Raw genomic sequence first — 24,980 nt, 5'->3', positions numbered from 1 at the left:
ACCTGTACCTATCAACAAAGGAAACCCCATGCGCCTGATTGCCCCCGCCGCCCTGCTCGGCCTCGCCGCCTGCACCGCCCTGCCCCCCGCCCCAAACGGCCCGCTCCCCGCCGGCAGCCCGCCGCAGCGCATCGAAGCCGAGCTCAATGCCCACACCCAGCAAATCGGCCAGTTGCAACAACAAATCGCCGAGCTGCGCCAGCAACTGAGCGAGCTGCAACACCACCAGCACCCCCGCCCCGCCCGCCGCAGCACCGCCGCCCCCGCCGAGCCCCCCCCTGCTCCCGCCGAAAACCCGCAAGAGCAGGCCTACCGCCAGGCCCAGCAGCTCTACCGCAGCGGCCTCTACAGCCAAGCCCTACACCAACTGCGCTTCGCCGAACGCAGCGGCAGCGGCGGTCGCACCGAGCAAAACGCCCTATTCCTGCTCATGCAGAGCCATGAAAAACTGCGCAACTGCGAATCCGTCATCCTCAGCGGCCAACGCTTCGCCACCCGCTTCGCCGCCAACCCCAAAGCCCCCGAAGCCCTCTACAGCGTAGGCAGCTGCCAATGGAGCATACAGCAGCGCGACATTGCCCGCGCCACCTGGCGCAAACTGATGCAAACCTACCCCAACAGCCCCGCCGCCCGCCGCGCCGGCCAACGCATACAGAACAACCGTTGATAACCACAGGCTACCTGAAAACGCAACTTCCACGAGGTAGCTCGATGTCTTGGCACAGCCAAGGCCGAGCTTCTACGAAGCTAAAATTTTCAGGTAGCCCACCCTTCCCACCATCCACCCATAAGGAACCCCCATGCTCCCCAAAATCCAACGCGCCCTCATCAGCCTGTCCGACAAAACCGGTGTCGTCCCCTTTGCCCAAGCCCTGCACCGGCTCGGCGTGGAGATTCTTTCTACCGGCGGCACGGCCAAGCTGTTGGCGGATGTCGGCATTCCCGTGATTGAAGTGGCCGACTATACCGGTTTCCCCGAAATGCTCGACGGCCGCGTCAAAACGCTGCACCCCAAAATCCACGGCGGTATTTTGGGGCGGCGCGACCTGCCCGAACACACCGCCAAAATGGCCGAACACGGCATCGGCAACATCGATTTGGTGTGCGTGAACCTCTACCCCTTTGCCGCCACCATTGCCAAGCCCGGCTGCACGCTGGAAGACGCGATTGAAAACATCGACATCGGCGGCCCCACCATGGTGCGCTCCGCCGCGAAAAACTGGAAACACGTCGCCATTGTTACCGACAACGGCGATTTTGAAAGCATTATCAGCGAGTTGGAACTTTCAGGCTGCCTGTCCGACAAAACCCGCTTCAACCTGTCGCGCAAGGCGTTCAGCCACACCGCCCAATACGACGGCATGATTTCCAACTATCTGACTTCGATTTCGGACGAGGTGTTGGACGGGCAGCCTGAAATCGGCGAGTTCCCCCAACAGTTCAACCAAAGCTGGATTAAAGTGCAGGAAATGCGCTATGGCGAAAACCCGCACCAGCACGCCGCGTTTTACCGCGATGTGTATCCCGCCGCAGGCAGCCTCGCCGCCTATACCCAGCTCCAAGGCAAAGAATTGTCGTACAACAACATCGCCGATGCCGATGCCGCTTGGGAAGCCGTCAAATCCTTCGACGCGCCCGCCTGCGTGATTGTGAAACACGCCAATCCGTGCGGTGTTGCCGTTGCAGCCGATACCTTGACCGCCTACCAACTCGCCTACGCCACCGACACCACCAGCGCGTTCGGCGGCATCATCGCCTTCAACCGCGAAGTGGACGGCGCAACCGTGAAACAGATTACCGACAACCAGTTTATGGAAGTCCTGATGGCGCCGAAGTTCACCGCCGAAGCCTTGGAAATCGCCGCCGCCAAGAAAAACGTGCGCGTGCTGCAAATCCCCTTGCAGGACGGTGCAAACCGCTTCGAGCTCAAACGCGTCGGCGGCGGACTGTTGGTGCAAACGCCCGACATCCACCGCATCCGCCGCGCCGATTTGAAAGTCGTCTCCCAACGCCAACCGACCGAGCAGGAATGGAACGATTTGCTGTTTGTGTGGAACGTGGCCAAATACGTCAAATCCAACGCCATCGTATTCGGCAAAGGCGGGCAGACCTACGGCATCGGCGCAGGCCAGATGAGCCGCGTGGACAGCACCCGCATCGCCGCCCGCAAAGCGCAGGACGCAGGTTTCGACCTGAACGGCGCGTGTGCCGCTTCGGACGCGTTCTTCCCCTTCCGCGACGGCGTGGACGTGATTGCCGAACAGGGCATTAAAGCCATCATCCACCCCGCCGGCTCGATGCGCGACGAAGAAGTGTTCGCCGCCGCCGACGAACACGGCATCGCCATGGTGGTAACCGGCGTGCGGCACTTCCGCCATTAAGGTTTGCCGCATAGCAAGAGGCTACCTGAAAACGAGCTCCGCGAGTTTCTGCGAAGCTAAAATTTTCAGGTAGCCTTATCTGTCTGATACGATGTAAAAACACCTTTGCAACCCATGTTTATTTAGGAGAAACCCTATGCCCAAATACATCTTGGCCGCCCTATTGGCCGCCTGCGCCGCCACCGCCGGAGCAGACGGCTTCCGCGCGCAAAAGCTGGCACTGGTACGCAGCCTGTATGCCCCCTACCAAAACGGCAACGCCCTGAACGCACACCCCGAACGCCACTTTTCCGCCGACCTGAAAGCCGTGTATCAAGAAGACCAACGGCACACACCTGAGGGCGAAGTCGGCTGCATCGACTACGACCCCGTCATCGCCGGACAGGACTGGGACCGGGGCAGCCTGAAACGGACGCTGGAAATCCGGCCGCTGGCCAACGGCCGCATCGAAGCCGTGTTCCAGCAGTTTCCCGGCGACACTTCGGCCACCCAAGTGCAGTTCGTGCTGCAATGCCGCCCCAACGGCCGCTGCCTCATCGACGACATCTACACCGCCACGCCGGGAAACCGCTTGGTTTCCTTCAAACGCAGCGTGCGCCGCTGTATGGCCAAAATGGCCGGGCAGCATTAAAAAAAAGGCTACCTGAAACTTTTCAGGTAGCCTTTTATCCGTTCAGCACTTAAATCAGCTTATTCCTCGCCGGCAAAAGCCAGCAGCAAGCGCAGCAGGCCGGTGAAAATATTGTAGATGGCCACAAACAGCGTGAGCGCGGCGCTGATATGGCTGTCTTCGCCGCCTTCAATTACCACGCGCACCTGCAACATAATCAGCACGGAGCTGACGATCACAAACAGGCCGGATACCGCCAGCGACAGCGCCGGAATGTTTGGGAAAATAAAACTGGCCACCATGGCGATCACCGACACCACGAAGCCCACGGAAACAAAACGCGCGATGGCTTTGGTTTCGAAAGTGGCCGATTTGGCCATTGCCGCCATGCTCAGAAACACGGCTCCGGTCATCACTGCGGCAATGCCGACCAGCTCGATGCCGTTTGAAAAGGCCAGGCTGTAGTTCAAAATCGGGCCCAGCGAGAAACCCAAGCCGAAAGTGAGCACCATCAGGAGCGCGGCGCCCACGTTGCTGTAGCGGTTTTTCTCAATCAGAAAGCTCATGCCGTAGAAGAAGGCGAAGAAAATGCCGAGTGCAATCCAGCGGTTGCCGGTGAGGCCAAACAGGCTCAGGCCGGTGGACATGGCAAAAAACGCGCCGGCGGCGGCGGGCAGGAAAGACAAGCCCAGCAGGCCGTAGGTTTTGCGCAAAACAGTGTTCTGCGACACGGCACTGCGGCCCACGTCGGTGTAGTCGTAAACGTTGTTCGGTTGCATGAAAACTCCTCTTGATAGTGAAAAGCAAAACAAATGAAGGGCGGATTGTAGCAGCAATTGCGCCGTTTGCGCGAAATATAAACGCCTGTAAAACAAACCGTTGGCAACTCAAACCGCCTGCCATGCCGGCAATATGGGGCGGCGCCGCGTTTTTGCAACGTCGCAAAATGTTGCCTTAGGTAAAAGCGCAGCGCCGCCCGATTGTTCGCATCCGCTATATAATCCTGATTTTTCCCCAACCACGAGAAACGCCATGCCCGTCCCCCGCTACGCCGTATTCGGCAATCCCATCGCCCACAGCCGCTCACCCGCCATCCACCAAATGTTTGCCGCGCAGGAAGGCGCCGCCATCGAATATGAGCGCATTCTGGCCGAACCCGGCCGTTTTGCCGAAAGCGCCGCTGCCTTTTTCGCCGCAGGCGGGCTAGGCGCCAACGTAACCGTGCCCTTCAAAACCGACGCCTGCGCCTGGGCCGACAGCCTTTCCGCACGCGCCCGCGCCGCCGGCGCCGCCAACACGCTGATCAAACAGCCCAACGGCCAAATCCATGCCGACAACACCGACGGCCTCGGCCTCGTAGCCGATATCCGCCGCCATTTTCAGGTAGCCTTAGCCGGCAAACGCATCCTGCTTATCGGCGCCGGCGGCGCGGCACGCGGCGTGATCCTGCCCCTGCTCGAATGCCGGCCCGCCAGCCTCACCATTGCCAACCGCACCGCCGCCAAAGCCCGCGAGCTGGCCGAAACATTCGGTGCATCCGCTGCCGAGTTTGCCGAGCTGCCCGCCGCCGGCTTCGACATCGCCATCAACGCCACCTCCGGCAGCCTCAGCGGCCAAGTACCCGCCATCGCCGCCAAAGTATTCACCCAATGCGAGCTCGCCTACGACATGGCCTACGGCCGCGAGCCCACCGCCTTTATGCGCTTCGCCCAAAATGCCGGCGCACAGCGCAGCGCCGACGGCCTGGGCATGCTGGTGGAACAAGCCGCCGAATCCTACCGCCTCTGGCGCGGCTTCTCCCCCAACACCGCCCCCGTGCTCGCCGCCCTGCGCGCCGGAGAAATCTAACTTCGCCGTCCAAAGGCTACCTGAAATCCGGCAAACCGCCGAAACTTACTCCCCCTTAACACAAACAGGCTGCCCGAAACTTTTCAGGTAGCCTGAAAATCCTTTATAATCCGCCCCTTTTCCCACCCGCGGTTCGCAACCCTCCCGCGTTACCAAAACTAAGGATCATCATGAGAAACCAAGAAGAGCTCGGCAGCCTCACCCTGCTGGGCAACCAGAAAACCGAATACAAAACCACCTACGCCCCCGAAGTGCTCGAAACCTTCGACAACAAACACCCCGGCAACGACTACTTCGTCAAATTCGTCTGCCCCGAATTCACCAGCCTCTGCCCCATCACCGGCCAGCCCGATTTCGCCACCATCCTCATCCGCTACATCCCCGACATCAAAATGGTGGAAAGCAAATCGCTCAAACTCTACCTCTTCAGCTTCCGCAACCACGGCGACTTTCACGAAGACTGCATCAACATCATCATGAAAGACCTCATCAAACTGATGAACCCGCGCTACATCGAAGTGTTCGGCGAATTCACCCCGCGCGGCGGCATCGCCATCCACCCCTTCGCCAACTGGGGCCGCCCCGGCACAGCGTTCGAGCAACTGGCGCGCGAGCGGCTGTTCAAACACGACATGCAGTAAAGCCCACAGGCTAGCTGAAACCATGCCCATCGCAGAAATCAAACGCCGCGCCGCCGCCCTGCCCCCGTTGGATAACGCCGCACTGGCCGCCGAAATCCAACGGCTGAAACAGCGCGGCACGGCATTTCTAGGCTGCATCGCCTTTGTGCAGGCCAACCGCCGCATCAGCCTAAACGAAGCCAAACGGCTCACCCTCTCCCTGCCCGCGTTCAGCACAGAAGAGAAAGCCGCTTTTGAACAAGCCTGCCAAATCATGCAGGCAGAATTCGAGCAGGAAACATAGCGGCAATATTTTTCAGGTAGCCTCTACCGGTTTGCCAGCCTCACTTTTTCCTTTGAAGCAGGCGGCGAAGATTAAGCCCCCGAAAGGCTACCTGAAAAACAAAACCCCTCCCCCCAGCGCGGTTCGCAACCCTCCCGCGCAGATTTCCATCTAAACCAAAACTAAGGACCATCATGCAAAACTACGTTTTCACCCCCGCCCAACAGCGCCAAGCCCTGATCTGGCTCACCCTCTTCCACATCCTCGTAATTGCCGCCAGCAACTACCTCGTGCAATTCCCCTTCACCGTTACCCTGCCCAACGGCTTCGAAGTGCATTCCACCTGGGGCGCCCTCACCTTCCCCTTCATCTTCCTCGCCACCGACCTCACCGTGCGCATCTTCGGCCAACGCCTCGCCCGGCGCATCATCTTCCTCGTCATGTTTCCCGCCCTGCTCGTGTCCTACGCCTTCTCCGTGCTGTTTCAAGAAGGCGCGTGGACAGGCTGGAGCGCCCTCGTCGTATTCGTGATGCCCGTGTTCCGCATCGCCCTGGCCAGCTTCTCCGCCTATGCCGTCGGCCAAATCCTCGATATTTTCGTGTTCAACCGCCTGCGCCAGCTCAAATCCTGGTGGATCGCCCCCACCGCCTCCACCTTCGCCGGTAACGCCGTCGACACCCTGCTCTTCTTCTCCATCGCCTTCGCCGCCAGCGCCGACGCCTTCATGGCCGCCAACTGGCCGCACATCGCCTTCGTCGATTACCTGTTTAAACTCGTCATCTGCACCCTCTTCTTCCTGCCCGCCTACGGCCTCATCCTCAACATCCTCACCCGCAAGCTCACCACCCTGCACCAGCCTGTTGCAACCGAAGCCGTATCCGCCCAGCCCGAAACCGCCGGCCAAGCCAACTAAATTTTCAGGTAGCCTTTTGCATCGGCAAAGGCTACCTGAAAAATTTATACCCCAGTATCATTCCGCCAGCGGCCAATTAAAACGGTAATGGTAGATACAAAATGGCAACCAACTTAAATTTGAATTACTCACTATCCGAAAGAATATTCTTAGAGCTGGTTTTATCAGAAATTGAAGATAGCGCCATGCGGGCGTATGTCGAAAACCTGATTAAAAAATCAAAGGTCAAAAAAAGGGAATACAACAGCGGCTGGGGAATGTATCTTGATTTTGAAGCATTATCCGAACCTTCCGATAACAAGATGCCAAATAAAAACAACATCCCCATCTTGTTCTCGGCCGATTTTGAGTTTGAACAATTGGATGATGCCGCTTTTTTCATGCTTTATTTAACCGAAGACCGGAAGAGCTTAAATTTTCTCGAAATATCAACATGCTTTGACCATTTCAATGAAGAAATCATGGCATTAACCGTTTTAAAACACCTGCTGTCCAACAAACAATCCGCCAGTAAAGCAAAATATTAACTAGGCCAATCCCGCTTCAGGCTACCTGAAAACCACCCATGCCCCTCCTCCCCCACACCCTCGCCAACGGCCAAACCATTCAGCTCCACCTCAGCCGCCGCGCCAAGAAAAACATCATCCTGCGCCCCCACAGCGCAAGCAGCCTGCGCCTCAGCGCTCCGCCGCAGCTTGGCCTGCCCGAACTGCGCCCCTGGCTGCAACACAACGAAGCCGCCCTGCGCCAAATGCTCGAACGCGCCCCCGCGCCCGCCGCCGCCCCAAGCCATATCTGGCTCCACGGCCAAGCCCACCGACTGCACAGCCATGCCCAACCCGGCATCAAAATCCAGCCCGGCCGCATCCTCCTGCCGCCGGCCGAATGGCCGCAGCAGCAAGCCCGATTGCGCCGCCACCTGCTGCCCCTAGCCGAAGCCTACCTCCTCCCCCGCCTCGCCGAGCACGCCGAGCGGCTGCAACTTATCCCCGAGCACAGCGCCCTCTCCCGCGCCCAAACCTTCTGGGGCGTGTGCCGCCGGCGCAGCATCCGCCTCAACTGGCGGCTCGTCGGTGCGCCCGCATACGTGGCCGACTATGTGTGCGTGCACGAACTCTGCCACCTGCGCCACGCCAACCACAGCTCCGCCTTCTGGTCGCTGGTCGAACAACACACCCCGCACCGCAGCGCCGCCTCCGCCTGGCTCAAACAGCACGGCCGCGAGCTGTTCGCCCTCTAGCCGCCGCGCCCGCCCAAACAAAAGGCTACCTGAAAACCCATCTGGCATTTTCAGGTAGCCTTATTATTTAGCAAATATGAAAATATTTATTACTAATCAAATATCTATATTTTTCAGGTGGCCTTGAGCTACTCCCCCGACGGCGCCGCATAATACGCCCGCTCACGCCGCATCCGCTCGCGGCGCATCGGCGCAAGCAACGTTTTCAGCAGCGCGCCGATCGGCACCACAGTGAGGATCATCCCCAGCAGAAACACAATATACACGCACAACACCAGCCGCCTGAGCAGCGGCGACACCCGCCCCGCCGCCATCACCAGCCGCCCCCACAGCAAAAAGCTGCGGTGCCCCACGCGCTCGCTGGCCATCAGTTTTTCGTTGATTTTCACCGCGCCCATGTGTTGCAGCAGCGTTTCATCCAGCGACTCATCGCGCCACAAAGCCTCGGCGGTGCGCCGCCCGAAGCGCGCCATATCGGCGATTTCCGCCTCGCTGATGCCCGCCGCCGGCAGCCAAGGCACGGCCTGCCGTTTGCCGGTAAACATCCACAGCGGCGTGGTAATGAAGCTGGCGGCACTGCCGCATTGGTCGATTTTCACCACATTGCCTATCAGCCGCGCCCCAGCATCCGCCAGCAGCCGCTTCATTTTTTCCTGCGCCATCAGCCACATATTGCGGCAGCCGATCAGCGTGATCACCGGCGTATCGCGCAACGCCCGCCGCCCCGCCGCACTTTGCAAAAACGCCGTAACCGGCGGCGCGGGCGACAAAAACCACACGCTGTAAGCAATCACCACCAAATCATAACGCTCATGCGCCAGCTCGGGCGGCTCGATGGGCGCGGGCTGTAAATGCACCGTTTCAGGGAAGGCATCGAAAAACGGCAGAAAACGCCACGGGAAAGCAAACGGCCGCTGCGGCCGCAGCACCACATCGTCCACCTCGATGGCCGCATCGCCGCGCCAATCGCGCAGGAAACTCTCCTTCAGCCGCGCCAGCTGCCCGCTCTGCGAATACGACACCACCAACACGCGTTTTACCATTTTCCTTTATCCGAAAGCCAAAACGGCGCGATTCTAAATTTCAGCGGTTTTATTGTCAAATCAACAGGTTTATTCCAAAGGCCGGCTGAAATTTGCCAATCCGCCCCAGACACAGCCTGTGCTGCATAAACAACACGCCATACTTCATTTTTCAGGTAGCCTCTTATCTGCCCTTAAGGCCGCCCAAACCCCAACCCATGCCCGCCGCCGCGCCAATCCGCTATAATTCCGCCTTTCCGTTTTCTAAAGAAGGCTTTCGGCTATGCAACACATCCACATCATCGGCATCGGCGGCACATTTATGGGCGGGCTCGCCGCCATCGCGCAAGAAGCAGGCTTCAAAGTGAGCGGCTGCGACGCCAAAATGTATCCGCCGATGAGTACGCAGCTGGCCGAGCTGGGCATTGCCGTGCACGAAGGCTTCGACGCCGAACAGCTGGGCGAGTTTCCCGCCGATGTGTATGTGGTCGGCAACGTGGCCAAGCGCGGCATGCCCGTGATCGAAGCCATTTTAAATCGCGGCCTGCCCTATGTGTCGGGCCCGCAATGGCTGGCGGAAAACGTGCTCGCCGGCCGCTGGGTGCTTGGCGTGGCCGGCACGCACGGCAAAACCACCACCGCCTCCATGCTCGCCTGGGTGCTGGAATACGCCGGCCTCGCCCCCGGCTTCCTCATCGGTGGCATCCCGCAAAACTTCGGCATTTCCGCCCGCCTGCCGCAGGCGCCCCAGGCCGACCCGGCCAGCCGTTCGCCCTTCTTCGTGATCGAAGCCGACGAATACGACACCGCCTTTTTCGACAAGCGCAGCAAATTCGTGCACTACCGCCCGCGCACCGCCATCCTGAACAATCTCGAATACGACCACGCCGACATCTTCCCCAATCTGGCCGCCATCCAAACCCAGTTCCACCACCTCGTGCGCACCATCCCCGGCCAAGGCCTGATTGTGTGCAACGCGCGCCAGGAAAGCCTGCAACAAGTATTGTCGCAAGGCTGCTGGACGCCGGTGGAAGGCTTCGGCAGTGCCGAAGGCTGGCAGGCCGGCGAGCCGGACGAGCACGGCGCGTTCGACGTGCTGCACCACGGCCAAGTTGTCGGCCATATCGCCTGGCCGCTGTTGGGCGAACACAACCGCCTCAACGCATTGGCCGTGATTGCCGCCGCCCGACATGCCGGCGTGACTATTCAGGTAGCCTGCGAAGCGCTTTCGCAGTTTCAAAACGTGAAGCGGCGCATGGAAATCAAAGGCTGCGTGCGCGGCATCACCGTGTATGACGACTTCGCCCACCACCCCACCGCCATCGCCACCACCGTGGCCGGGCTGCGGCAAAAGGTGGGCAAGGCGCGCATCCTGGCCGTGCTCGAGCCGCGCTCCAACACCATGAAGCTCGGCAGCATGAAGGCCGCCCTGCCGGAAAGCCTGGCCGAAGCCGACCAAGTGTTCTGCTACGGCGGCGGCGTGGAATGGGACGTGGCCGCCACCCTCGCCCCCCTCGGCGGCAAACTGCACACCGGCAACGATTTCGCCGCCTTCGTGCAAAGCATCCTGAGCCACGCCGAGAGCGGCGACCACATCCTCGTGATGAGCAACGGCGGCTTCGGCGGCATTCATCAAAAGCTGCTGGACGGTTTGGCGCGGGGATGAAATTTTTTCAGGTAGCCTTGCTTGCGCATGAGCTACCTGAAAACTTGAGCTTCAACAAAACTCATGCCGATCAATCGCTTTTAAGCAGCCTCTTCCCTGTACAATCAGGCTACCTGAAAACCAAAATCCCCCAACCACCGAAAGCCCACCATGAAACCCATCCTCACCGCCCTCATGCTCACCGCCCTTTCCGCCCCCGCCGCCGCCGAATGCCTGATTCAGGCCAACAGCATCGGCGGCATCCGCCTCGGCCAAACCCCCGCCCAAGTGAAGCAGCAAATCCCCCGCGCCCGCCTCCAGCGCACCAGCGACGGCGAAGGCGTCGGCTACATCGCCATCACCCTGCCCGACCGCAGCGTCGTCCTCGCCTACCAAGAAAGCGCAGACGACCCCGGCTCCCACATCAACCAACGCGCCAAAATCACCATGCTCAGCAGCAGCAGCCCCGCCTGCCGCACCGTCTCCGGCGTCCGCCCCGGCATGAGCCTGCAAGAAGCCGTTGGCAAACTCGGCCGCGTGAAAGAAATCGTGCAGAGCGAAATCGAAGCCCGCGAATTTGCCACCTTCCAGCGCCAGCCCGCCTGGCTCACCATCCAAGTGGAAGACGCCGGCCGCTACTCCGGCAGCGACAGCCTGCCCCGCCGCACCACCCGCTACCAGCCCAACAGCAAAATCCTCTCCCTTTCCATTTCCGCCAACTAACCAGCCGCCCAAACCAGCAAAAAAGGCTACCTGAAACCGCATAAGCAGTTTTTCAGGTAGCCTATTGCTCAAGCATCCAACCATTTTTCAGGTAGCCTACATCAATTCAGCAGGCTACCTGGAATCATCAACACAACCAAACCTACCCGCCATGCCCCACACCCTCACCTGGCAAGAACAAGGCCAAACCCACCAAGCCGAATGGCGCCACACCGCCGCCCAGAAGCCGCCCGCCGAGCTCGCCGTGGCCGAGCCCAACCTTTCCGCCAAAGCTGCCCTCAAAAACTTCCGCCAAAGCCAAGCCCTGCTCTGGCGCGGCGACTACCACCAAGCCGTGCAGCTCCTGAGCGCCGTCAAACGCCAGCTCCCCGCCGCCGCCTCGCCCGATTTCCACACCCACCACATGCAGCAGGCCCAGCGCAGCCGCCTGGCCAACATGCTGTTGGTGGAAATCAGCCCCGGCTATCGGCTCGCCCTGCGCCGCGCCCCCGATGTATCCGCCGCCCTCGCCGACGTGTTCGGCGCACCCAACAGCGAGCCCTTCCTGCTGCCGCTCAACCTGCTGCTCGGCTTTATTGGCGCCCACCAATGGCACAAAAAAGGCGTGGAAATCCCCGCCCTCGGCGCGCGCATCCACGTCCCTTTCGGCGTGTTTTCCCCCTTGCGCGGCGAGTATCTCGACCTCATCGCCGCCGCCCCGCTGCCGCCCCACGCCCAAAGCGCCTTCGACATCGGCACCGGCAGCGGCGTCATCGCCGCCCTCCTCGCCCAACGCGGCCTTCCCGCCATCACCGCCACCGACAACAGCCCCCGCGCCATCGCCTGCGCCCGCGCCAACTTCCAACGCCTCGGCCTGCCCCACATCACCCTGCTGCAAGCCGACCTCTTCCCCGAAAGCCGCGCCGACCTCATCGTCTGCAATCCCCCCTGGCTGCCCGCCAAACCCGCCGCCGACATCGAAACCGCCCTCTACGACCCCGGCAGCACCATGCTGCAAACCTTCCTCCGGCGCGCCCCCGAACACCTCAATCCCGGCGGGCAAATCTGGCTCATCATGTCCGACCTCGCCGAACACCTCGGCCTGCGCCGGCCCGGCGAGCTGGCCGAGCACATCGCCGCCGCCGGCCTCACCGTCGCCCAACGCCTCGACACCCGCCCGCAGCACCCCAAAAGCCGCGACGCCGCCAACCCCCTCGCCCACGCCCGCCTCCGCGAAACCGTGAGCCTCTACGTTCTGCAGCCCGCACAGGCCAGCTGAAAGCCGAGTGTTTGCAAAACCGAAACACCGTGCAAAATCAGCACAAGCAAGCTATCCAGCCAGCAACTTGGTTTGAAAGCCATCAAGCCAATATTTTCAGGTAGCCTCTCCCCCTTGAAGGCTACCTGAAAACACAGCTGCAACGAAGTGCAAATAAAACCCCCGCCGCACATGACAATCCCCGCCCGTTTTGCTATAAACGCGCCTTTCCATCCCACAACACAGGACACACCATGCTCACCCCCGAACAAGTACAAGCCATGATTGGCGAAATCGTTGATGCCGAGCTGATTCAAGTGGAAGGCGACGGCCACCACTTCTTCGCCGCCATCGTATCCGCCGATTTTGAAGGCAAAGCCCGCCTCGCCCGCCACCGCCTGATCAAAGACGGCCTGGCCGACAAACTGGCCAGCAACGAATTGCACGCCCTTTCCATCTCCGTGGCCGCCACCCCGGCCGAATGGGCAGCCAAACAAGGGCACTAAACCCCGCCGCCAAAACCAAGCCGCCGACCGGTTTCCCTGTCGGCGGCTGTTTTTCTCTATCTAAGGCAGCGCATATCAAAAGGCTACCTGAAAACGTCGGCTTCTGCGAGGCCAAAAATATCGCTCCCTTCCATGCCAATATTTTTCAGGTAGCCTCACTATTGTGCCGCTAACTCCGCAGCTCCACCACCGCCGACAAAGGCAGATGGTCGGACAACAATTGCCAGGGCAGGCCTTGGTGGCTCATGGCGTCCAGCACGTTTAAATGCCGCGTGTAGATGCGGTCTAGGCTCAATATGGGCAGGCGGGCGGGAAAGGTTTTGGGCTGGCTGCCGGCAAAGCGCACGAAGGCTTCGTCTAAGCCCAGCAGGCGGCCGAAACGGCTGCACGATTGGTGCCGCCAATCGTTGAAATCGCCGGCCAGAATCAGCGGGGCGTCGGCGGGGATTTGGCTTTGGATGTAGTCGGCGATGGCGCGGTATTGCAGCTTGCGGTCGGCTTCGCGCAGGTTGAGATGCACGCACAGGCAGGTGAGCGGCACTTCCCAGCCGGGCGGGCGGATTTCGCAATGCAACACGCCGCGCTGCTCGAGGCGGTTTACGGATACGTTGAGGTTGGCGCGGGTTTCCAGCGGCAGGCGGCTGAGGATGGCGTTGCCGTGGTGGCGATTGGCGTAGGTGGCGTTTTGACCGTAGCTGCTGGCGAAGGCGAGGCGGCGGCCGATGAGGTCGGCATGCGGCTCGCCGGAGAATTCGGGTACGCGCTGCTGCCGTTTGCCGTGCGCGCCCTGCACTTCCTGCAAAAATAGGATGTCGGTGTCCAGATGCTGGAGGGCATCAACCATTTGCGGCAGTTGCAGCCGCCGGTTGAGCGGCGACATGCCTTTGTGGATGTTGTAGGTGGTGATGGAAATAGCGCTGGGCATGGTGTTTCCGGCGGTGTGCGGTGGCAGGAAAGGGAATGATTTTTCAGGTAGCATCTTATGTGCCAACTGGTGCTGAATACATCATACGCCGACAGGTGGCGGCGTGAGGCATTTTTTCCAAGCATTACCTTTTCCTCCGTGCGAATCCTGCGGGCAAAACAAAAGGCTGCCTGCTGGCAGCCCGAGGAAACACGGCGGATTAGCGTTTGAACATATTGCCGTATTTCTGGTTGAATTTGTCCACGCGGCCGGCGCTGTCCACGATTTTCTGTTTGCCGGTGTAGAACGGATGGCATTCTGAGCAAACTTCGATGGTGAAGTCGGTTTTGGCCATGGCCGATTTGGTGGTGAATTTGTTACCGCAAGAGCAGGTAACGTTGACATCGTGGTAGTCGGGATGAATTTCGGGTTTCATGATTTTCCTTTACTAAGCGGGTATAGGGGATTTGCCTATACTACAGACAAACGGTGCATTATGCCTAAAAACGGTTTAAAAAGCAATAGGGTGTTGACGGGGAAGAGGCTACCTGAAACCTTTCAGGTAGCCTTTATGTTGAGCAAAAACCAAATTATTTCACGCGCTCGATTTTGGCGCCCACTTTGCCCAGTTTTTCTTCGATGTGCTCGTAGCCGCGGTCGAGGTGGTAGATGCGCTCCACAATGGTTTCGCCGTCGGCCACGAGCCCGGCAATCACCAGGCTGGCGGAGGCGCGCAAATCGGTGGCCATCACGGTGGCGCCGGAAAGCTTGGCCACGCCTTTGATGAGCGCGGTGTTGCCTTCGGCGCTAATCTGCGCGCCCATGCGGTTGAGCTCGGGCACGTGCATGAAGCGGTTTTCAAAGATGGTTTCCACCACGCGGCTGCTGCCTTCCGCCACGGCGTTGAGCGCCATAAACTGCGCCTGCATATCGGTGGGGAAGCCGGGATGGGGCACGGTGCGCAAATCCACGGCTTTCGGGCGCTGCGCCATTTTGATGTGGATCCAGTTTTCGCCGGTTTGTATATCGGCGCCGGCTTCGGCGAGCTTGTCGAGCACGGCTTCCATGGTTTTCGGGGCGGCGTTTACTAGGCGCACATCGCCGCCGGTCATGGCCACGGCGCAGAGGAAGGTGCCGGCTTCGATGCGGTCGGGCACCACGCTGTGGGTGCAGCCGTGCAGTTTCTCCACGCCTTGGATGGTGAGGGTGGGCGTGCCGATGCCGCTGATTTGGGCGCCCATTTTCACCAGGCATTCGGCCAAGTCCACCACTTCGGGCTCCACGGCGCAGTTTTCCAGCACGGTGGTGCCTTCGGCCAGGGTGGCGGCCATCAGCAGGTTTTCGGTGCCGCCCACGGTTACCATGTCCATCACCACGCGCGCGCCTTTGAGCCGGCCGCGCGCTTTCACGTAGCCGTGTTCGATGGTGATTTCCGCGCCCATGGTTTCCAGGCCTTTGAGGTGTTGGTCTACCGGGCGCGAGCCGATGGCGCAGCCGCCGGGCAGGCTCACCTGGGCTTCGCCGAAACGCGCCAGTGTGGGGCCGAGCACGAGGATGGAGGCGCGCATGGTTTTCACCAGCTCATACGGCGCGCAGGTGTTGTTTACCGTGCCGCCGTTGATTTTGAATTGGCTCACGCCGTCGCTTTCCACCTCCGCGCCCATGCCTTGCAGCAGCTTGTGGGTGGTTTTCACATCGGCCAGCATGGGCACGTTGGTGAGGTGCAGGAGGTCTTCGGTTAGGAGGCCGGCACACATCAGCGGCAGCGCGGCGTTTTTGGCGCCGGACACCACGATTTCGCCGTGCAGGGGGCCGTTGCCAGTAATTTTGAGCTTATCCATATTTAATTGATTTTCTTTAGATTTAGTTTGAAGCGGCAGCCACTTCGGGCAGAGGCTACCTGAAAACGCGGGATTATAAACGTTTTGCCTGCACGATAGGCTGCTTTTGCGCAAATTTGCCGCTGGTTTTTCGTTTTGCAGGCGCACACGTTGTTGGCTGCTCCGAAATCCGCTTTGCTCGTTTCACTTCGCAGAAGCCGATGCTTTCAGGTAGTCTGCCCGGCGAAAGGCTACCTGAAAATGTAAACCGACATACAGCCAAACCTGCACCCCAAAGCGGTTTAAAACTCGGAAACCCGTTTTTCAGGTAGCCTCCTGCCCCGTTTGCATAGCGAGGCTGCCTGTAAAACATCAGCTTCAACTGCATGAAAACCAACGGAGCACGTTTTCCACCCGCCTTCTTGCGGTACAATCCGCCCATTCCCCCCCTCACCCAAAGGCCGCGCCATGACCGACCAAGCCCTCCCCCCCCACCGCCAAGCCATCGACGCCATCGACGCCGAAATCCTCAAGCTGCTCAACCAGCGCGCCGGCCACGCCCGCGCCATCGGCGAGCTCAAAGGCACCGGCATCGTCTACCGCCCCGAGCGCGAAGCCCAAGTATTGCAGCGCATTCAAAGCCTCAACCAAAGCCAAGGCGGCCTCCTGCCCGACGAAGCCGTTACCCGTCTCTTCCGCGAAGTGATGAGCGAATGCCTCGCCGTGGAACGCCCGCTCACCATCGCCTACCTCGGCCCCGAAGCCACCTTCACCCAGCAAGCCGCCGTGAAACACTTCGGCCACGCCGCCCACACCCAGCCCTGTCCCTCCATCGACGAATGCTTCCGCCTCGTGGAAGCCCGCCTCGCCGACTACGCCGTCGCCCCCGTGGAAAACTCCACCGAAGGCCCCGTCGGCCGCACCCTCGACCTCATGGTGTCCACCCCCCTGCGCGCCTGCGGCGAAGTCCTCCTGCGCATCCACCACCACCTCCTCCGGCAAAGCGGCGGCAGCCCGCAGCCCGAAAAAGTGTATGCCCACGCCCAAGCCCTCGCCCAATGCCATGAATGGCTCAACCGCCACCTGCCCCACGCCACCCGCATTTCCGTGGCCAGCAACGCCGAAGCCGCCCGCCTTGCCGCCGCCGACCCCAACGCCGCCGCCATCGCCGGCCAAGCCGCCGCCGAACACTACCAACTCGCCAAACTCGCCGAAAACATCGAAGACGAGCCCAACAACACCACCCGCTTCCTCATCTTCGGCCACAACCACACCCAGCCCTCCGGCCGCGACAAAACCTCCCTCATCGTTTCCACCCCCAACCGCCCCGGCGTGGTGCACCACCTGCTCCAACCCTTCGCCGACCACGGCATTTCCATGACCAAGCTCGAAAGCCGCCCCAGCCGCGCCGGCCTGTGGGACTACGTATTCTTCATTGACATCGAAGGCCACGCCGACACCCCCGCCGTGCGCCACGCCCTCGACGCCATGACCGAACGCGCCGCCTTCGTGAAAATCATCGGCGCCTATCCCCAAGCCGTGCTCTAATGCCCGCCATATTTTTCAGGTAGCCTCTTAATGCAACAACAGGCTACCTGAAAAACATATTTCCGCAGAAAACTGAGTTTCTGCAAAGCTAAAAACCAAAATCACCACTTTGCGGAAACCCTTTCCCAAACACACAAAAAGGCACAACCCATGCGCACCTTATCCCTCGCCGCCCTTCTCCTCGCCGCCGGCACCGCCCACGCCGAGCTCAGCTACTTCCAAAACGCCAACGGCCAAATCACCTACGAATACGGCGGCGCATACCCACAGATCACCTGCGAAGTTTCCCACTTAGCCAAGCCCATTCCCGTTACCCCCGAACCACGAGATTGCGACACCCCAAAAGAGCCCGGCCAATGGAGCGGCAGCATCTCCCTATTCCGCAGCGGCCCCACCCGCCTCAACTGCAACCGCTACAACCAGCACGGCAGCGGCAGCGTTGTCCTCACCGAAGGAAAGTCGTACATATTCTTCAACCAGCCCAACTGGCAATGCACCAGCCAATCCGGCAACATGACCTGCACCAACCCCGAAGGCCACGGCTTCGAAATCAGCCCAAACAGCCTGCGCCGCTTCTAAGCACGCATATTTTTCAGGTAGCCTCTTGATGCAGCAAAAGGCTACCTGAAAAACATATTTCCGTAGGAAGCCGAGTTTCTGCGAAGCTAAAAACCAAGCCTACGAAACCCACACATCCCCGCTTTCAGGTAAAATCCCCGCTTTCCTCCCCTATATTAAGGAACCGCACCATGCGCACCCTCCCCCTCGCCGCCATCCTCCCCCTCGCCGCCATCCTCCTCCTTGCCGCCGGCGCCGCCCATGCCGACATCCAACTCTTCCGCAGCCCCAGCGGCCACATCAACTGCATGTACGGCCACACCCCCGGCGTAGTGGAATGCCAGATTCCCGCTCCCGAACACCCCGTCCGCCCCAAACCGGCCGACTGCGAGCTCGACTGGGGCGGCAACTTCACCATCGCCCGCACCGGCCGCACCCAAATGGGCTGCGTGGGCGACAGCCTCGCCAGCCCCGACAGCCGCATCCTCCCCTACGGCCAAACCCTGCGCGGCGACGGCTGGCAGTACACCAGCCGCACCAGCGGCATGACCTGCGCCAACAGCCAAAACCACGGCTTCGAAATCAGCCGCCGCCGCCAACGCCTGTTCTAAGCCGCACCCATTTTTCAGGTAGCCCGCACACACAGGCTACCTGAAAAACCGGTTTCAGCGAAACGGACACACCACACACCCAACCACCGCCCCAAGAGGCACCCGAAAGCACAACCATGAACCAAATGAACAACATCGTCGTCTATTGCGGCTCCAACCTCGGCGAAGACCCCCGCTACGCCCAAGCCGCCCGCGAGCTCGGCCGCGCCATCGCCCAACGCGGCAGCCGCCTCGTATATGGCGGCGGCGGCATCGGCCTCATGGGCGAAACCGCCAATGCCGTGCTCGACGCCGGCGGCCAAGTCACCGGCATCATCCCCACCTTCCTGCGCCACGAAGAAATGGCCCACGGCCGCCTCACCGAGCTCATCATCACCGACAGCATGGCTGAACGCCGCACCAAAATGATAGAGCTCGCCGACGCCTTCATCGCCCTGCCCGGCGGCCTCGGCACCTACGAAGAGCTGTTTGAAGTCCTCTCCGCCGCCCAGCTCAAGCTGCACCGCAAGCCCGTCGGCCTGCTCAACATCGGCGGCTATTTCGACCCCTTCACCGCCCTTCTGCAACACACCGCCGACCAAGGCTTCATGCCCCCCGCCAACACCGGCCTTGTCTGCGTAGACAGCCAAATCCCCGCCCTGCTCGCCAAAATGGCCGCCTACCGATTCCACGACGCCCCGAAATGGAAACGCCCCGCCTGGCAGCAGGCCGAAGAAGCCAAAATCGCAGCAGGGGCTACCTGAAAACGCAGCACAGCGGAGTTTCTGCGAAGCTAAAATATCCAAGCAGCCCCATCCTGATTGAATGCAATACACAAACCCCACAACATATTTTCAGGTAGCCACATCATCTGTTCAGGCTACCTGAAAATATCAAACCTAACGAAACAACCCATACTTTGGCGCAAACCATGCCAAATTTCTCCTTAAGACAACCCAACCAATAATCCCAATGGCAGGTGTACAATATCATACCTGCCGTTTTGATATTCACAAACAAAACGCAACCCCCTCCCCGACTCCCTCTCCACAGGCTCCAACACGGCAGAAAAAACTTCTTTCAAACTCAAGCTCTAAAATTTTATGACCAAGGTCAAGCCATTCCCCCGCATTTTATGATATGATGTATCAATAAATAGGTAGCCATTCAAACAAGCTGCCAATTTTGCACAATCCACATCAAATAGTTCTTTAAAATCAGTTTGTTTTTATGCATGCACGGTGCCAGGCTGTTTTTAACAGCCCGTTTACCCGAGTGCAACGGCTGAATCAACTGTTAAGTAAAATTATCAGTTCTTAACCGTTTATCGGATTTCCCGACTCCGTACCGCTTCGCTGCCAGTGCCGACCGCGCCCGCCGCCAAGCCCTCCGAGCCTGCCGAATCGGAAAATCATTAACACTCTATCAATCGCACCCTGCCTGCATATGCCGTATGCAGGTTTATTTTTTGCCGTTTGCATCAGCCAACGGCGGGAGTTTGTTGCTGTTGTGCCCGGCTTCATTTGCGGCACGGCGGCTTCAAAAAGAGCCGGGCTTGCCCGGATTTGCAGTAAAGCAGCTGTTTTTTAATTTATTTATAAGGATTGATGTCATGAAGAATATCTTATTAGGCTGTGGTCAGAAGGAATTGGGAGACTATGTCAAGAGTCTCGTTGCCTCTTTGGAAAAGGGTGGGTACACCATCCTGATAGCCCATGACCAGCAAGAAATCCTGACGCTTCTGAAACATGACGCCAGAATAGGTTCCGTGCTCTGCACATTGGATATTTTTAACAAGGAATTAGATCAGAAAATCATTGCGCTCAACGAAGAGCTGCCTGTATTTATCCTGAAAACCACCGACTGCGACCAGCCGGTAGACTTCGGTGCCGTGGGCGACCATGCCACCTTCATCGATTGCCACCTGTTCAGTAATGAAGACGTGGTGGACAAAATCGAAAAAGCCATCCACCATTACATCGACGAAATCACGCCTCCGTTCACCAAAGCATTGTTCGACTACGTGGGCGAAAACAAATACACATTCTGTACGCCGGGCCACATGAGCGGTACCGCCTACCTGCAATCCCCGGTGGGCAGCCTGTTCTACGACTTCTACGGCGAAAACACCTTCAAATCAGACATTTCAGTTTCTATGGGCGAGCTGGGCTCCCTGCTCGACCACTCCGGCCCGCATAAAGAGGCCGAAGAATACATCGCCGAAACCTTCAATGCCGATCACAGCTACATCGTTACCAACGGTACTTCCACCGCCAACAAAATCGTGGGTATGTATTCCGTGCCCGCCGGCAGCACCGTGCTGATCGACCGCAACTGCCACAAATCATTAACCCACCTGTTGATGATGAGCGACATCACTCCGGTGTATCTGAAACCGACCCGCAACGCCTACGGCATCTTGGGCGGTATCCCGCAGAAAGAGTTCACCAAAGAAATCATCAACGAAAAACTCGCCAAAGTTCCTGGCGCCACTTGGCCGGTGCATGCCGTCATCACCAACTCCACTTACGACGGCCTGTTCTACAACACCGACAAAATCAAAGACACCCTCGATGTGAAATCCATCCACTTCGACTCCGCCTGGGTGCCCTACACCAACTTCAGCCCGATCTACGAAGGCAAAACCGGTATGGGCGGCAAACAGGCCAAAGACAAAGTGATCTTTGAAACCCACTCCACCCACAAACTTCTGGCCGCATTCTCACAGGCTTCCATGATCCACGTGAAGGGCAACCTGAACACCGCCACCTTCGGCGAAGCCTACATGATGCACACCTCCACTTCCCCGTTCTACCCGATGGTAGCCGCCACCGAAGTGGCCGCCGCCATGATGCGCGGCAACCCCGGCAAACGCATCATGCAGGATTCCTTAGAGCGCGCCATTAAATTCCGCAAGGAAATCAAGAAACACAAAGCCTCTTCCGATTCATGGTATTTCGACGTATGGCAGCCTGAAAACGTCGACACCATCGAATGCTGGGAGCTGCATCAAACCGACAAATGGCACGGCTTCAAAGACATCGACGCTCAGCACATGTACCTCGACCCGATCAAGGTAACCCTGCTCACCCCGGGCCTCGATAAAAACGGCCAGCTGGAAAAAACCGGTATTCCCGCCAACCTCGTATCCAAATTCCTGGACGACCGCGGCATCATCGTAGAGAAAACCGGCCCCTATAACATCCTCGTGCTGTTCAGCATCGGCGTGGACGATACCAAAGCCCTCGGCCTGCTGCACGCCCTGAACGAGTTCAAATCCCTGTACGACGCCAACGCCACCGTGGAAGAAGTATTGCCGCGCGTGTTCAACGAATCCCCGTCGTTCTACAAAGACATGCGGATTCAAGAACTGGCCCAAGGCATCCACAGCCTGATCTGCAAACACAACCTACCCGAACTCATGTTCAGCGCATTCGAAGTGTTGCCGACCATGGTGATGAACCCGCACAAAGCCTTCCAGCTCGAGCTCAAAGGCCAGATTGAAGACTGCTACCTGGAAGACATGATCGGCAAAATCAACGCCAACATGATTCTGCCCTATCCTCCCGGCGTGCCCTTGGTAATGCCTGGCGAAATGATCACCGAAGAAAGCAAGCCCATCTTGGAATTCCTGATGATGCTGTGCGAAATCGGCGCCCACTTCCCCGGCTTCGAAACCGACATCCACGGTGCCTACCGTCAAGACGACGGCCGCTACAAAGTTAAGATCATCAAAGCTTAACCCAAAGCGCCCAACCGGCACCAAGCAGCTTGAACCTTAAGCTGCACCAACCAACCGGCCTGAGCAATCAGGCCGGTTTTCTATTCTGGCAATAAAAGGCTACCTGAAAACCCTGCCCGCATCCTCCCGCATATTTTCAGGTAGCCTGAAGCCTTTGCACACCATCCTCACAACAAAAGGCTACCTGAAAAACTGCCGCAGCAACTTTTCAGGTAGCCTTGATATGGTTCGGGCAAGTCCGCTATATGTAACTCAGAACGGTCGTTTCTATATAATATAAACCGTAAAAATAAAATCACAATGATTTCAATTTATTATTTCTGAAAATTAGCATAATTCTTCAAAATACGTAAAAATAACGCCAAGAATAGAATAATAATAGCATTATATTTTACAAAATTAACATAGGGTTTTGATTAAAACTTGGGGCTGACATAGAGAACTCTAGAATACAACACATCAATCCAGCAAAATTTTAAGCTGCCGAGACAGTGTATCGAAGTTAAATCCAAATTTGCACAAAACCAATATCTTCATTATGCAAAACAAAGGAAACGCTTAGTCTGCCCCTCTATACATTTCCCACAACACCTCCGTCAACCACAAGCAGTTCCAACTTATGCAGCAAGCTCGCCTTCAATTTTTCTACTTCAACAATCAAATCTTGCGATTTGTGCTTTCCCGTTCAATCTTGGCATAGCTGCTAGGAGACATTCCCATTTTTTCAGCTATATCTCCCAGCGCCCGGTTCTGGGTTTCACACAGAAGATTGATTTTCTAGTGTGTTTTCATTAGCCACTACTTTTTCGGAGGGAAGCGTACTTTTTATGATTGGAGTGACAAAGCTAAAAAAGCCACCTTTCAGAAATGAGACAGCTTTTTTGATACTTTACTCTTTCTCAAGAGACATCGGGGCTTGTTGTAATTGCTGGGAAACCGTATCTAATGCGGTTAGGATGTCCGCATAATACAAGCTGATGAACTCTTTCACGGCAGAGTTATCTAACAATCTTTTTAAATAACCGCCAGCCACAATCAAAGACAGATTGGTATCACTAATTTCTTTCTCCGTCCGGGTATAGTCCTCCTTCAACCTGTCCATTTCTTGTTCCAACAGTGAAAGTTTTTCTAGACTATCCGAGTGCTTTTTCTTTTTCTGAGCATGATCAACCAAGTCTTCCTGGGAGGAGGCCACCAAGATCATCTCCGCATAGGACTTGGTGAACTTGTTGGCTGCAATCATCATATCTGCAGCTTCCATCTGTCGGATGGGTTTCATTTTTCGGAGAATCCGAAACGTATCTTGTGCCAGATGCTTGTCTGCGAGTTTCGCGGCTACTTCGGGCGCGATATCATTCAGCAAATTCAACTTGCTTTCGATTCCGGATAAGTTGATATTCAGGGTTTTGGCAATTTTCTCCCTTGATATGCCTTTGCCAATTGCACGGCTGATCATCCGGTATTCCTGAATCGGGCTTAACCGGTTAATTTGCCGGTTATAGGTAAATCCTTCATCGTCTGTGGACAGCAGACATACTACCGTGTCGATTCCTAGTTCTTGTAAGGCAAGCAGACGGAGATGACCGTCCAGTAAGAGGTACTTACCGTTTTCTTCATAAACAGCCAGCGGCTCAATAACACCAATTTCCTCTACTGAGGCCAAGATGCTTTTGAACTTCACGCTTTCCCGTATCCCTGCGGGGAAGGGGTGCATGGTTTGAATATCTTTGAGCGCGATGTTCTTCAATGATGCTTGGAAAGCATAAGCGATGTGTTTAGGCTGATTCATTGATATATATTTCCCTAGAACATAACGAATCAAGGATTTGTAATACTTCCAGCTATATTTCCGTTCCGCAATCGTTGCGTTTGAAGCTAATTTTTATCCAATATAATCAAAGGCTGGGAATTTTTTGCGGAACGGATTTCTTACCTTGGCCATGCCTTTATCAACCCGTCATGCCGGGCGGCGCAGTCGTTATACAGATGCACCACCTCCAGCGCCCACGGCAGCATCACCTTGCCAGTTGTGCCGGACAATTCAGGTAGCCTTGGGCAGGGCGTAGCCAAGTCGGCGGGCGGCTCAACGGCGTTCGGCAATGGCGGCGTTGAGGACTGACACCCCGCTTGCATCAGTGCAATCATCAATATACACAGGCCGCTCGATAATTTGTTGTACCAATTCACGCTGCACTCTCGCTTTCCCGTCCCGTTCGGACTTTCCTTGTTGATATTCCGCGCTCGCCTCGCGGGCGGTTTTCTGCTGCTTCTGCTGCTGCTCTGACATCTTGGCATGGATGGCAGCCTTGGCTGCATCGTAGCCCGCCTGATAGCGCAGTTTGCCGTAGTAGATTTCACCGCCGATTACGGCTATCAGCAGTACGCCGCCAAGCAGCGGCTTCCAGTATTTAAAAAACCACATCATAGAGACCCTTTTCAAGATGTTTCAATAGATCAATTCAAGATATATTCTGCTTGGCATAGTGCAAAAAGCATTGAATACAACATAAAAAAAATGTTAAATTCCAGTTTTTACAAATCAGCCAATCAAGATCATGGCACCTTCTTTCAAACATTTTGACCTTAAAACTACGCCTCGTTCCTACTCAGCTTCCCGTCGCTCTGCAACAGCGGCAGCGTATAGCGTTCTTCGGCGGGATAAGCTGGCTTGCCGCCTTTGTTCGGCCACAGATAGGCCACTGCGCGGCTCTTGGCAAACGGTTTGATATTGACCGCATCGCCCTGGTTACCACCCAACACCATCAGGTTGCCATGCTTATCCTGCCCAA

General features: G+C 57.8%; 28 protein-coding genes and 1 pseudogene. 19 read left to right on the top strand and 10 right to left on the bottom strand.

What is annotated here, in order from left to right; all coding sequences use genetic code 11:
* Window positions 1–28 precede the first annotated feature (28 nt).
* From A7P95_RS07545 to A7P95_RS07535, 3 genes are all read left to right on the top strand, one after another.
* Complete coding sequence (locus tag A7P95_RS07545) at window positions 29–667, top strand: tetratricopeptide repeat protein (protein ID WP_067593477.1); 639 nt, start codon at window positions 29–31, stop codon at window positions 665–667.
* Between the two features lie 133 nt (window positions 668–800).
* Window positions 801–2,381, top strand: a complete 1,581-nt coding sequence (gene purH / locus A7P95_RS07540; RefSeq protein ID WP_067593473.1) for a bifunctional phosphoribosylaminoimidazolecarboxamide formyltransferase/IMP cyclohydrolase — start codon at window positions 801–803, stop codon at window positions 2,379–2,381.
* A gap of 136 nt (window positions 2,382–2,517) precedes the next feature.
* Entirely contained in the window at window positions 2,518–3,012 is a 495-nt protein-coding gene (locus tag A7P95_RS07535) for a DUF3828 domain-containing protein (RefSeq protein WP_067593470.1), read from the top strand.
* Window positions 3,013–3,071: 59 nt separating this feature from the next.
* Here A7P95_RS07535 and A7P95_RS07530 read toward each other — a convergent pair whose 3' ends face one another.
* Entirely contained in the window at window positions 3,072–3,770 is a 699-nt protein-coding gene (locus tag A7P95_RS07530; RefSeq protein ID WP_067593467.1) for a Bax inhibitor-1 family protein, read from the bottom strand.
* 253 nt (window positions 3,771–4,023) lie between these two features.
* Between A7P95_RS07530 and aroE the strand changes: the two genes are divergently transcribed.
* The 6 genes from aroE to A7P95_RS07500 all read left to right on the top strand — a co-directional run bounded on the left by aroE (window position 4,024) and on the right by A7P95_RS07500 (window position 7,896).
* The gene (aroE, locus tag A7P95_RS07525; protein ID WP_067593464.1) at window positions 4,024–4,839 is read left to right on the top strand and encodes a shikimate dehydrogenase; all 816 of its coding nucleotides are present in this window, start codon (window positions 4,024–4,026) and stop codon (window positions 4,837–4,839) included.
* Between the two features lie 167 nt (window positions 4,840–5,006).
* Complete coding sequence (gene queF / locus A7P95_RS07520; protein WP_156503549.1) at window positions 5,007–5,480, top strand: preQ(1) synthase; 474 nt, start codon at window positions 5,007–5,009, stop codon at window positions 5,478–5,480.
* Window positions 5,481–5,502: 22 nt separating this feature from the next.
* Window positions 5,503–5,763, top strand: a complete 261-nt coding sequence (locus A7P95_RS07515) for a hypothetical protein (protein WP_067593458.1) — start codon at window positions 5,503–5,505, stop codon at window positions 5,761–5,763.
* Window positions 5,764–5,936: 173 nt separating this feature from the next.
* Complete coding sequence (locus tag A7P95_RS07510; protein WP_067593455.1) at window positions 5,937–6,656, top strand: 7-cyano-7-deazaguanine/7-aminomethyl-7-deazaguanine transporter; 720 nt, start codon at window positions 5,937–5,939, stop codon at window positions 6,654–6,656.
* Window positions 6,657–6,757: 101 nt separating this feature from the next.
* Entirely contained in the window at window positions 6,758–7,183 is a 426-nt protein-coding gene (locus tag A7P95_RS07505) for a hypothetical protein (protein ID WP_156503548.1), read from the top strand.
* 38 nt (window positions 7,184–7,221) lie between these two features.
* On the top strand, window positions 7,222–7,896 hold the full coding sequence (locus tag A7P95_RS07500; RefSeq protein WP_067593449.1) for a M48 family metallopeptidase: 675 nt from the start codon (window positions 7,222–7,224) through the stop codon (window positions 7,894–7,896).
* A gap of 128 nt (window positions 7,897–8,024) precedes the next feature.
* Here the strand turns inward: A7P95_RS07500 and A7P95_RS07495 are convergent, their stop codons facing one another.
* On the bottom strand, window positions 8,025–8,939 hold the full coding sequence (locus A7P95_RS07495; protein ID WP_067593446.1) for a hypothetical protein: 915 nt from the start codon (window positions 8,937–8,939) through the stop codon (window positions 8,025–8,027).
* Between the two features lie 262 nt (window positions 8,940–9,201).
* Between A7P95_RS07495 and mpl the strand changes: the two genes are divergently transcribed.
* From mpl to A7P95_RS11700, 5 genes are all read left to right on the top strand, one after another.
* Entirely contained in the window at window positions 9,202–10,584 is a 1,383-nt protein-coding gene (gene mpl, locus A7P95_RS07490) for a UDP-N-acetylmuramate:L-alanyl-gamma-D-glutamyl-meso-diaminopimelate ligase (RefSeq protein ID WP_067593443.1), read from the top strand.
* Window positions 10,585–10,734: 150 nt separating this feature from the next.
* Entirely contained in the window at window positions 10,735–11,286 is a 552-nt protein-coding gene (locus A7P95_RS07485; RefSeq protein WP_067593440.1) for a hypothetical protein, read from the top strand.
* A gap of 151 nt (window positions 11,287–11,437) precedes the next feature.
* Window positions 11,438–12,544, top strand: coding sequence for a methyltransferase (locus A7P95_RS07480; protein WP_067593437.1), 1,107 nt, complete (start codon window positions 11,438–11,440; stop codon window positions 12,542–12,544).
* Window positions 12,545–12,777: 233 nt separating this feature from the next.
* Window positions 12,778–13,029 carry a BolA family protein gene (locus A7P95_RS07475; protein ID WP_067593434.1) on the top strand — a complete coding sequence of 84 codons (252 nt, stop codon included), beginning with the start codon at window positions 12,778–12,780 and terminating at the stop codon, window positions 13,027–13,029.
* A complete protein-coding gene (locus A7P95_RS11700; RefSeq protein WP_156503547.1) occupies window positions 13,005–13,202 on the top strand; it encodes a hypothetical protein in 198 nt (65 codons plus the stop codon). Before A7P95_RS07475 ends, A7P95_RS11700 begins: the two co-directional genes overlap by 25 nt.
* Here A7P95_RS11700 and A7P95_RS07470 read toward each other — a convergent pair.
* The 4 genes from A7P95_RS07470 to A7P95_RS11695 all read right to left on the bottom strand — a co-directional run bounded on the left by A7P95_RS07470 (window position 13,199) and on the right by A7P95_RS11695 (window position 16,186).
* A complete protein-coding gene (locus tag A7P95_RS07470) occupies window positions 13,199–13,954 on the bottom strand; it encodes an endonuclease/exonuclease/phosphatase family protein (RefSeq protein ID WP_067593432.1) in 756 nt (251 codons plus the stop codon). The genes A7P95_RS11700 and A7P95_RS07470 overlap by 4 nt on opposite strands.
* Window positions 13,955–14,153: 199 nt before the next feature.
* Window positions 14,154–14,369, bottom strand: coding sequence for a 50S ribosomal protein L31 (gene rpmE, locus A7P95_RS07465; protein ID WP_067593429.1), 216 nt, complete (start codon window positions 14,367–14,369; stop codon window positions 14,154–14,156).
* 154 nt (window positions 14,370–14,523) lie between these two features.
* Complete coding sequence (gene murA / locus A7P95_RS07460) at window positions 14,524–15,774, bottom strand: UDP-N-acetylglucosamine 1-carboxyvinyltransferase (RefSeq protein ID WP_067593426.1); 1,251 nt, start codon at window positions 15,772–15,774, stop codon at window positions 14,524–14,526.
* A gap of 73 nt (window positions 15,775–15,847) precedes the next feature.
* Window positions 15,848–16,186 (bottom strand): hypothetical protein, encoded by a 339-nt coding sequence (locus A7P95_RS11695; protein WP_156503546.1) that lies wholly within the window; start codon window positions 16,184–16,186, stop codon window positions 15,848–15,850.
* A 35-nt stretch (window positions 16,187–16,221) separates the two neighbouring features.
* Here A7P95_RS11695 and pheA point away from each other — a divergent pair, with 35 nt between their 5' ends.
* From pheA to A7P95_RS07435, 5 genes are all read left to right on the top strand, one after another.
* Window positions 16,222–17,301: a prephenate dehydratase gene (gene pheA / locus A7P95_RS07455; protein ID WP_067593424.1), complete on the top strand. Its 1,080-nt coding sequence runs from the start codon at window positions 16,222–16,224 to the stop codon at window positions 17,299–17,301.
* Between the two features lie 150 nt (window positions 17,302–17,451).
* Window positions 17,452–17,880, top strand: a complete 429-nt coding sequence (locus tag A7P95_RS07450) for a DUF6636 domain-containing protein (protein WP_067593421.1) — start codon at window positions 17,452–17,454, stop codon at window positions 17,878–17,880.
* Between the two features lie 170 nt (window positions 17,881–18,050).
* Window positions 18,051–18,470, top strand: coding sequence for a DUF6636 domain-containing protein (locus A7P95_RS07445; protein ID WP_067593418.1), 420 nt, complete (start codon window positions 18,051–18,053; stop codon window positions 18,468–18,470).
* Window positions 18,471–18,586: 116 nt separating this feature from the next.
* Window positions 18,587–19,213 carry an LOG family protein gene (locus A7P95_RS07440; protein WP_342667768.1) on the top strand — a complete coding sequence of 209 codons (627 nt, stop codon included), beginning with the start codon at window positions 18,587–18,589 and terminating at the stop codon, window positions 19,211–19,213.
* Between the two features lie 848 nt (window positions 19,214–20,061).
* Window positions 20,062–22,191: a lysine decarboxylase LdcC gene (locus A7P95_RS07435; RefSeq protein ID WP_067593416.1), complete on the top strand. Its 2,130-nt coding sequence runs from the start codon at window positions 20,062–20,064 to the stop codon at window positions 22,189–22,191.
* Window positions 22,192–23,080: 889 nt separating this feature from the next.
* On the opposite strand, the gene A7P95_RS07430 is transcribed toward A7P95_RS07435, so the two are convergent.
* From A7P95_RS07430 to A7P95_RS11960, 4 genes and pseudogenes are all read right to left on the bottom strand, one after another.
* The gene (locus tag A7P95_RS07430) at window positions 23,081–23,980 is read right to left on the bottom strand and encodes a plasmid partitioning protein RepB C-terminal domain-containing protein (RefSeq protein WP_003822225.1); all 900 of its coding nucleotides are present in this window, start codon (window positions 23,978–23,980) and stop codon (window positions 23,081–23,083) included.
* A 140-nt stretch (window positions 23,981–24,120) separates the two neighbouring features.
* A complete protein-coding gene (locus A7P95_RS11965; protein ID WP_169303231.1) occupies window positions 24,121–24,291 on the bottom strand; it encodes a hypothetical protein in 171 nt (56 codons plus the stop codon).
* Window positions 24,275–24,616, bottom strand: coding sequence for a hypothetical protein (locus A7P95_RS07425; RefSeq protein ID WP_067593413.1), 342 nt, complete (start codon window positions 24,614–24,616; stop codon window positions 24,275–24,277). Before A7P95_RS07425 ends, A7P95_RS11965 begins: the two co-directional genes overlap by 17 nt.
* A 164-nt stretch (window positions 24,617–24,780) precedes the next feature.
* Window positions 24,781–24,980, bottom strand: a pseudogene (locus A7P95_RS11960) (TIGR02594 family protein); the annotation flags it as partial.

This window comes from Eikenella longinqua (genome assembly GCF_001648355.1).
GTDB lineage: Bacteria > Pseudomonadota > Gammaproteobacteria > Burkholderiales > Neisseriaceae > Eikenella > Eikenella longinqua.
Note: the sequence above shows the minus strand (reverse complement) of the source record. Positions and strands in the feature narration are given on the sequence as shown.

Coding starts and splice junctions, on each gene's coding strand:
- A7P95_RS07545 (WP_067593477.1), top strand. CDS start 29: ATGCGCCTGATTGCCCCCGCCGCCCTGCTCGGCCTCGCCGCCTGCACC.
- purH (WP_067593473.1), top strand. CDS start 801: ATGCTCCCCAAAATCCAACGCGCCCTCATCAGCCTGTCCGACAAAACC.
- A7P95_RS07535 (WP_067593470.1), top strand. CDS start 2,518: ATGCCCAAATACATCTTGGCCGCCCTATTGGCCGCCTGCGCCGCCACC.
- A7P95_RS07530 (WP_067593467.1), bottom strand. CDS start 3,770: ATGCAACCGAACAACGTTTACGACTACACCGACGTGGGCCGCAGTGCC.
- aroE (WP_067593464.1), top strand. CDS start 4,024: ATGCCCGTCCCCCGCTACGCCGTATTCGGCAATCCCATCGCCCACAGC.
- A7P95_RS07515 (WP_067593458.1), top strand. CDS start 5,503: ATGCCCATCGCAGAAATCAAACGCCGCGCCGCCGCCCTGCCCCCGTTG.
- A7P95_RS07510 (WP_067593455.1), top strand. CDS start 5,937: ATGCAAAACTACGTTTTCACCCCCGCCCAACAGCGCCAAGCCCTGATC.
- A7P95_RS07505 (WP_156503548.1), top strand. CDS start 6,758: ATGGCAACCAACTTAAATTTGAATTACTCACTATCCGAAAGAATATTC.
- A7P95_RS07500 (WP_067593449.1), top strand. CDS start 7,222: ATGCCCCTCCTCCCCCACACCCTCGCCAACGGCCAAACCATTCAGCTC.
- A7P95_RS07495 (WP_067593446.1), bottom strand. CDS start 8,939: ATGGTAAAACGCGTGTTGGTGGTGTCGTATTCGCAGAGCGGGCAGCTG.
- mpl (WP_067593443.1), top strand. CDS start 9,202: ATGCAACACATCCACATCATCGGCATCGGCGGCACATTTATGGGCGGG.
- A7P95_RS07485 (WP_067593440.1), top strand. CDS start 10,735: ATGAAACCCATCCTCACCGCCCTCATGCTCACCGCCCTTTCCGCCCCC.
- A7P95_RS07480 (WP_067593437.1), top strand. CDS start 11,438: ATGCCCCACACCCTCACCTGGCAAGAACAAGGCCAAACCCACCAAGCC.
- A7P95_RS07475 (WP_067593434.1), top strand. CDS start 12,778: ATGCTCACCCCCGAACAAGTACAAGCCATGATTGGCGAAATCGTTGAT.
- A7P95_RS11700 (WP_156503547.1), top strand. CDS start 13,005: ATGGGCAGCCAAACAAGGGCACTAAACCCCGCCGCCAAAACCAAGCCG.
- A7P95_RS07470 (WP_067593432.1), bottom strand. CDS start 13,954: ATGCCCAGCGCTATTTCCATCACCACCTACAACATCCACAAAGGCATG.
- rpmE (WP_067593429.1), bottom strand. CDS start 14,369: ATGAAACCCGAAATTCATCCCGACTACCACGATGTCAACGTTACCTGC.
- murA (WP_067593426.1), bottom strand. CDS start 15,774: ATGGATAAGCTCAAAATTACTGGCAACGGCCCCCTGCACGGCGAAATC.
- pheA (WP_067593424.1), top strand. CDS start 16,222: ATGACCGACCAAGCCCTCCCCCCCCACCGCCAAGCCATCGACGCCATC.
- A7P95_RS07450 (WP_067593421.1), top strand. CDS start 17,452: ATGCGCACCTTATCCCTCGCCGCCCTTCTCCTCGCCGCCGGCACCGCC.
- A7P95_RS07445 (WP_067593418.1), top strand. CDS start 18,051: ATGCGCACCCTCCCCCTCGCCGCCATCCTCCCCCTCGCCGCCATCCTC.
- A7P95_RS07440 (WP_342667768.1), top strand. CDS start 18,587: ATGAACCAAATGAACAACATCGTCGTCTATTGCGGCTCCAACCTCGGC.
- A7P95_RS07435 (WP_067593416.1), top strand. CDS start 20,062: ATGAAGAATATCTTATTAGGCTGTGGTCAGAAGGAATTGGGAGACTAT.
- A7P95_RS07430 (WP_003822225.1), bottom strand. CDS start 23,980: ATGAATCAGCCTAAACACATCGCTTATGCTTTCCAAGCATCATTGAAG.
- A7P95_RS07425 (WP_067593413.1), bottom strand. CDS start 24,616: ATGATGTGGTTTTTTAAATACTGGAAGCCGCTGCTTGGCGGCGTACTG.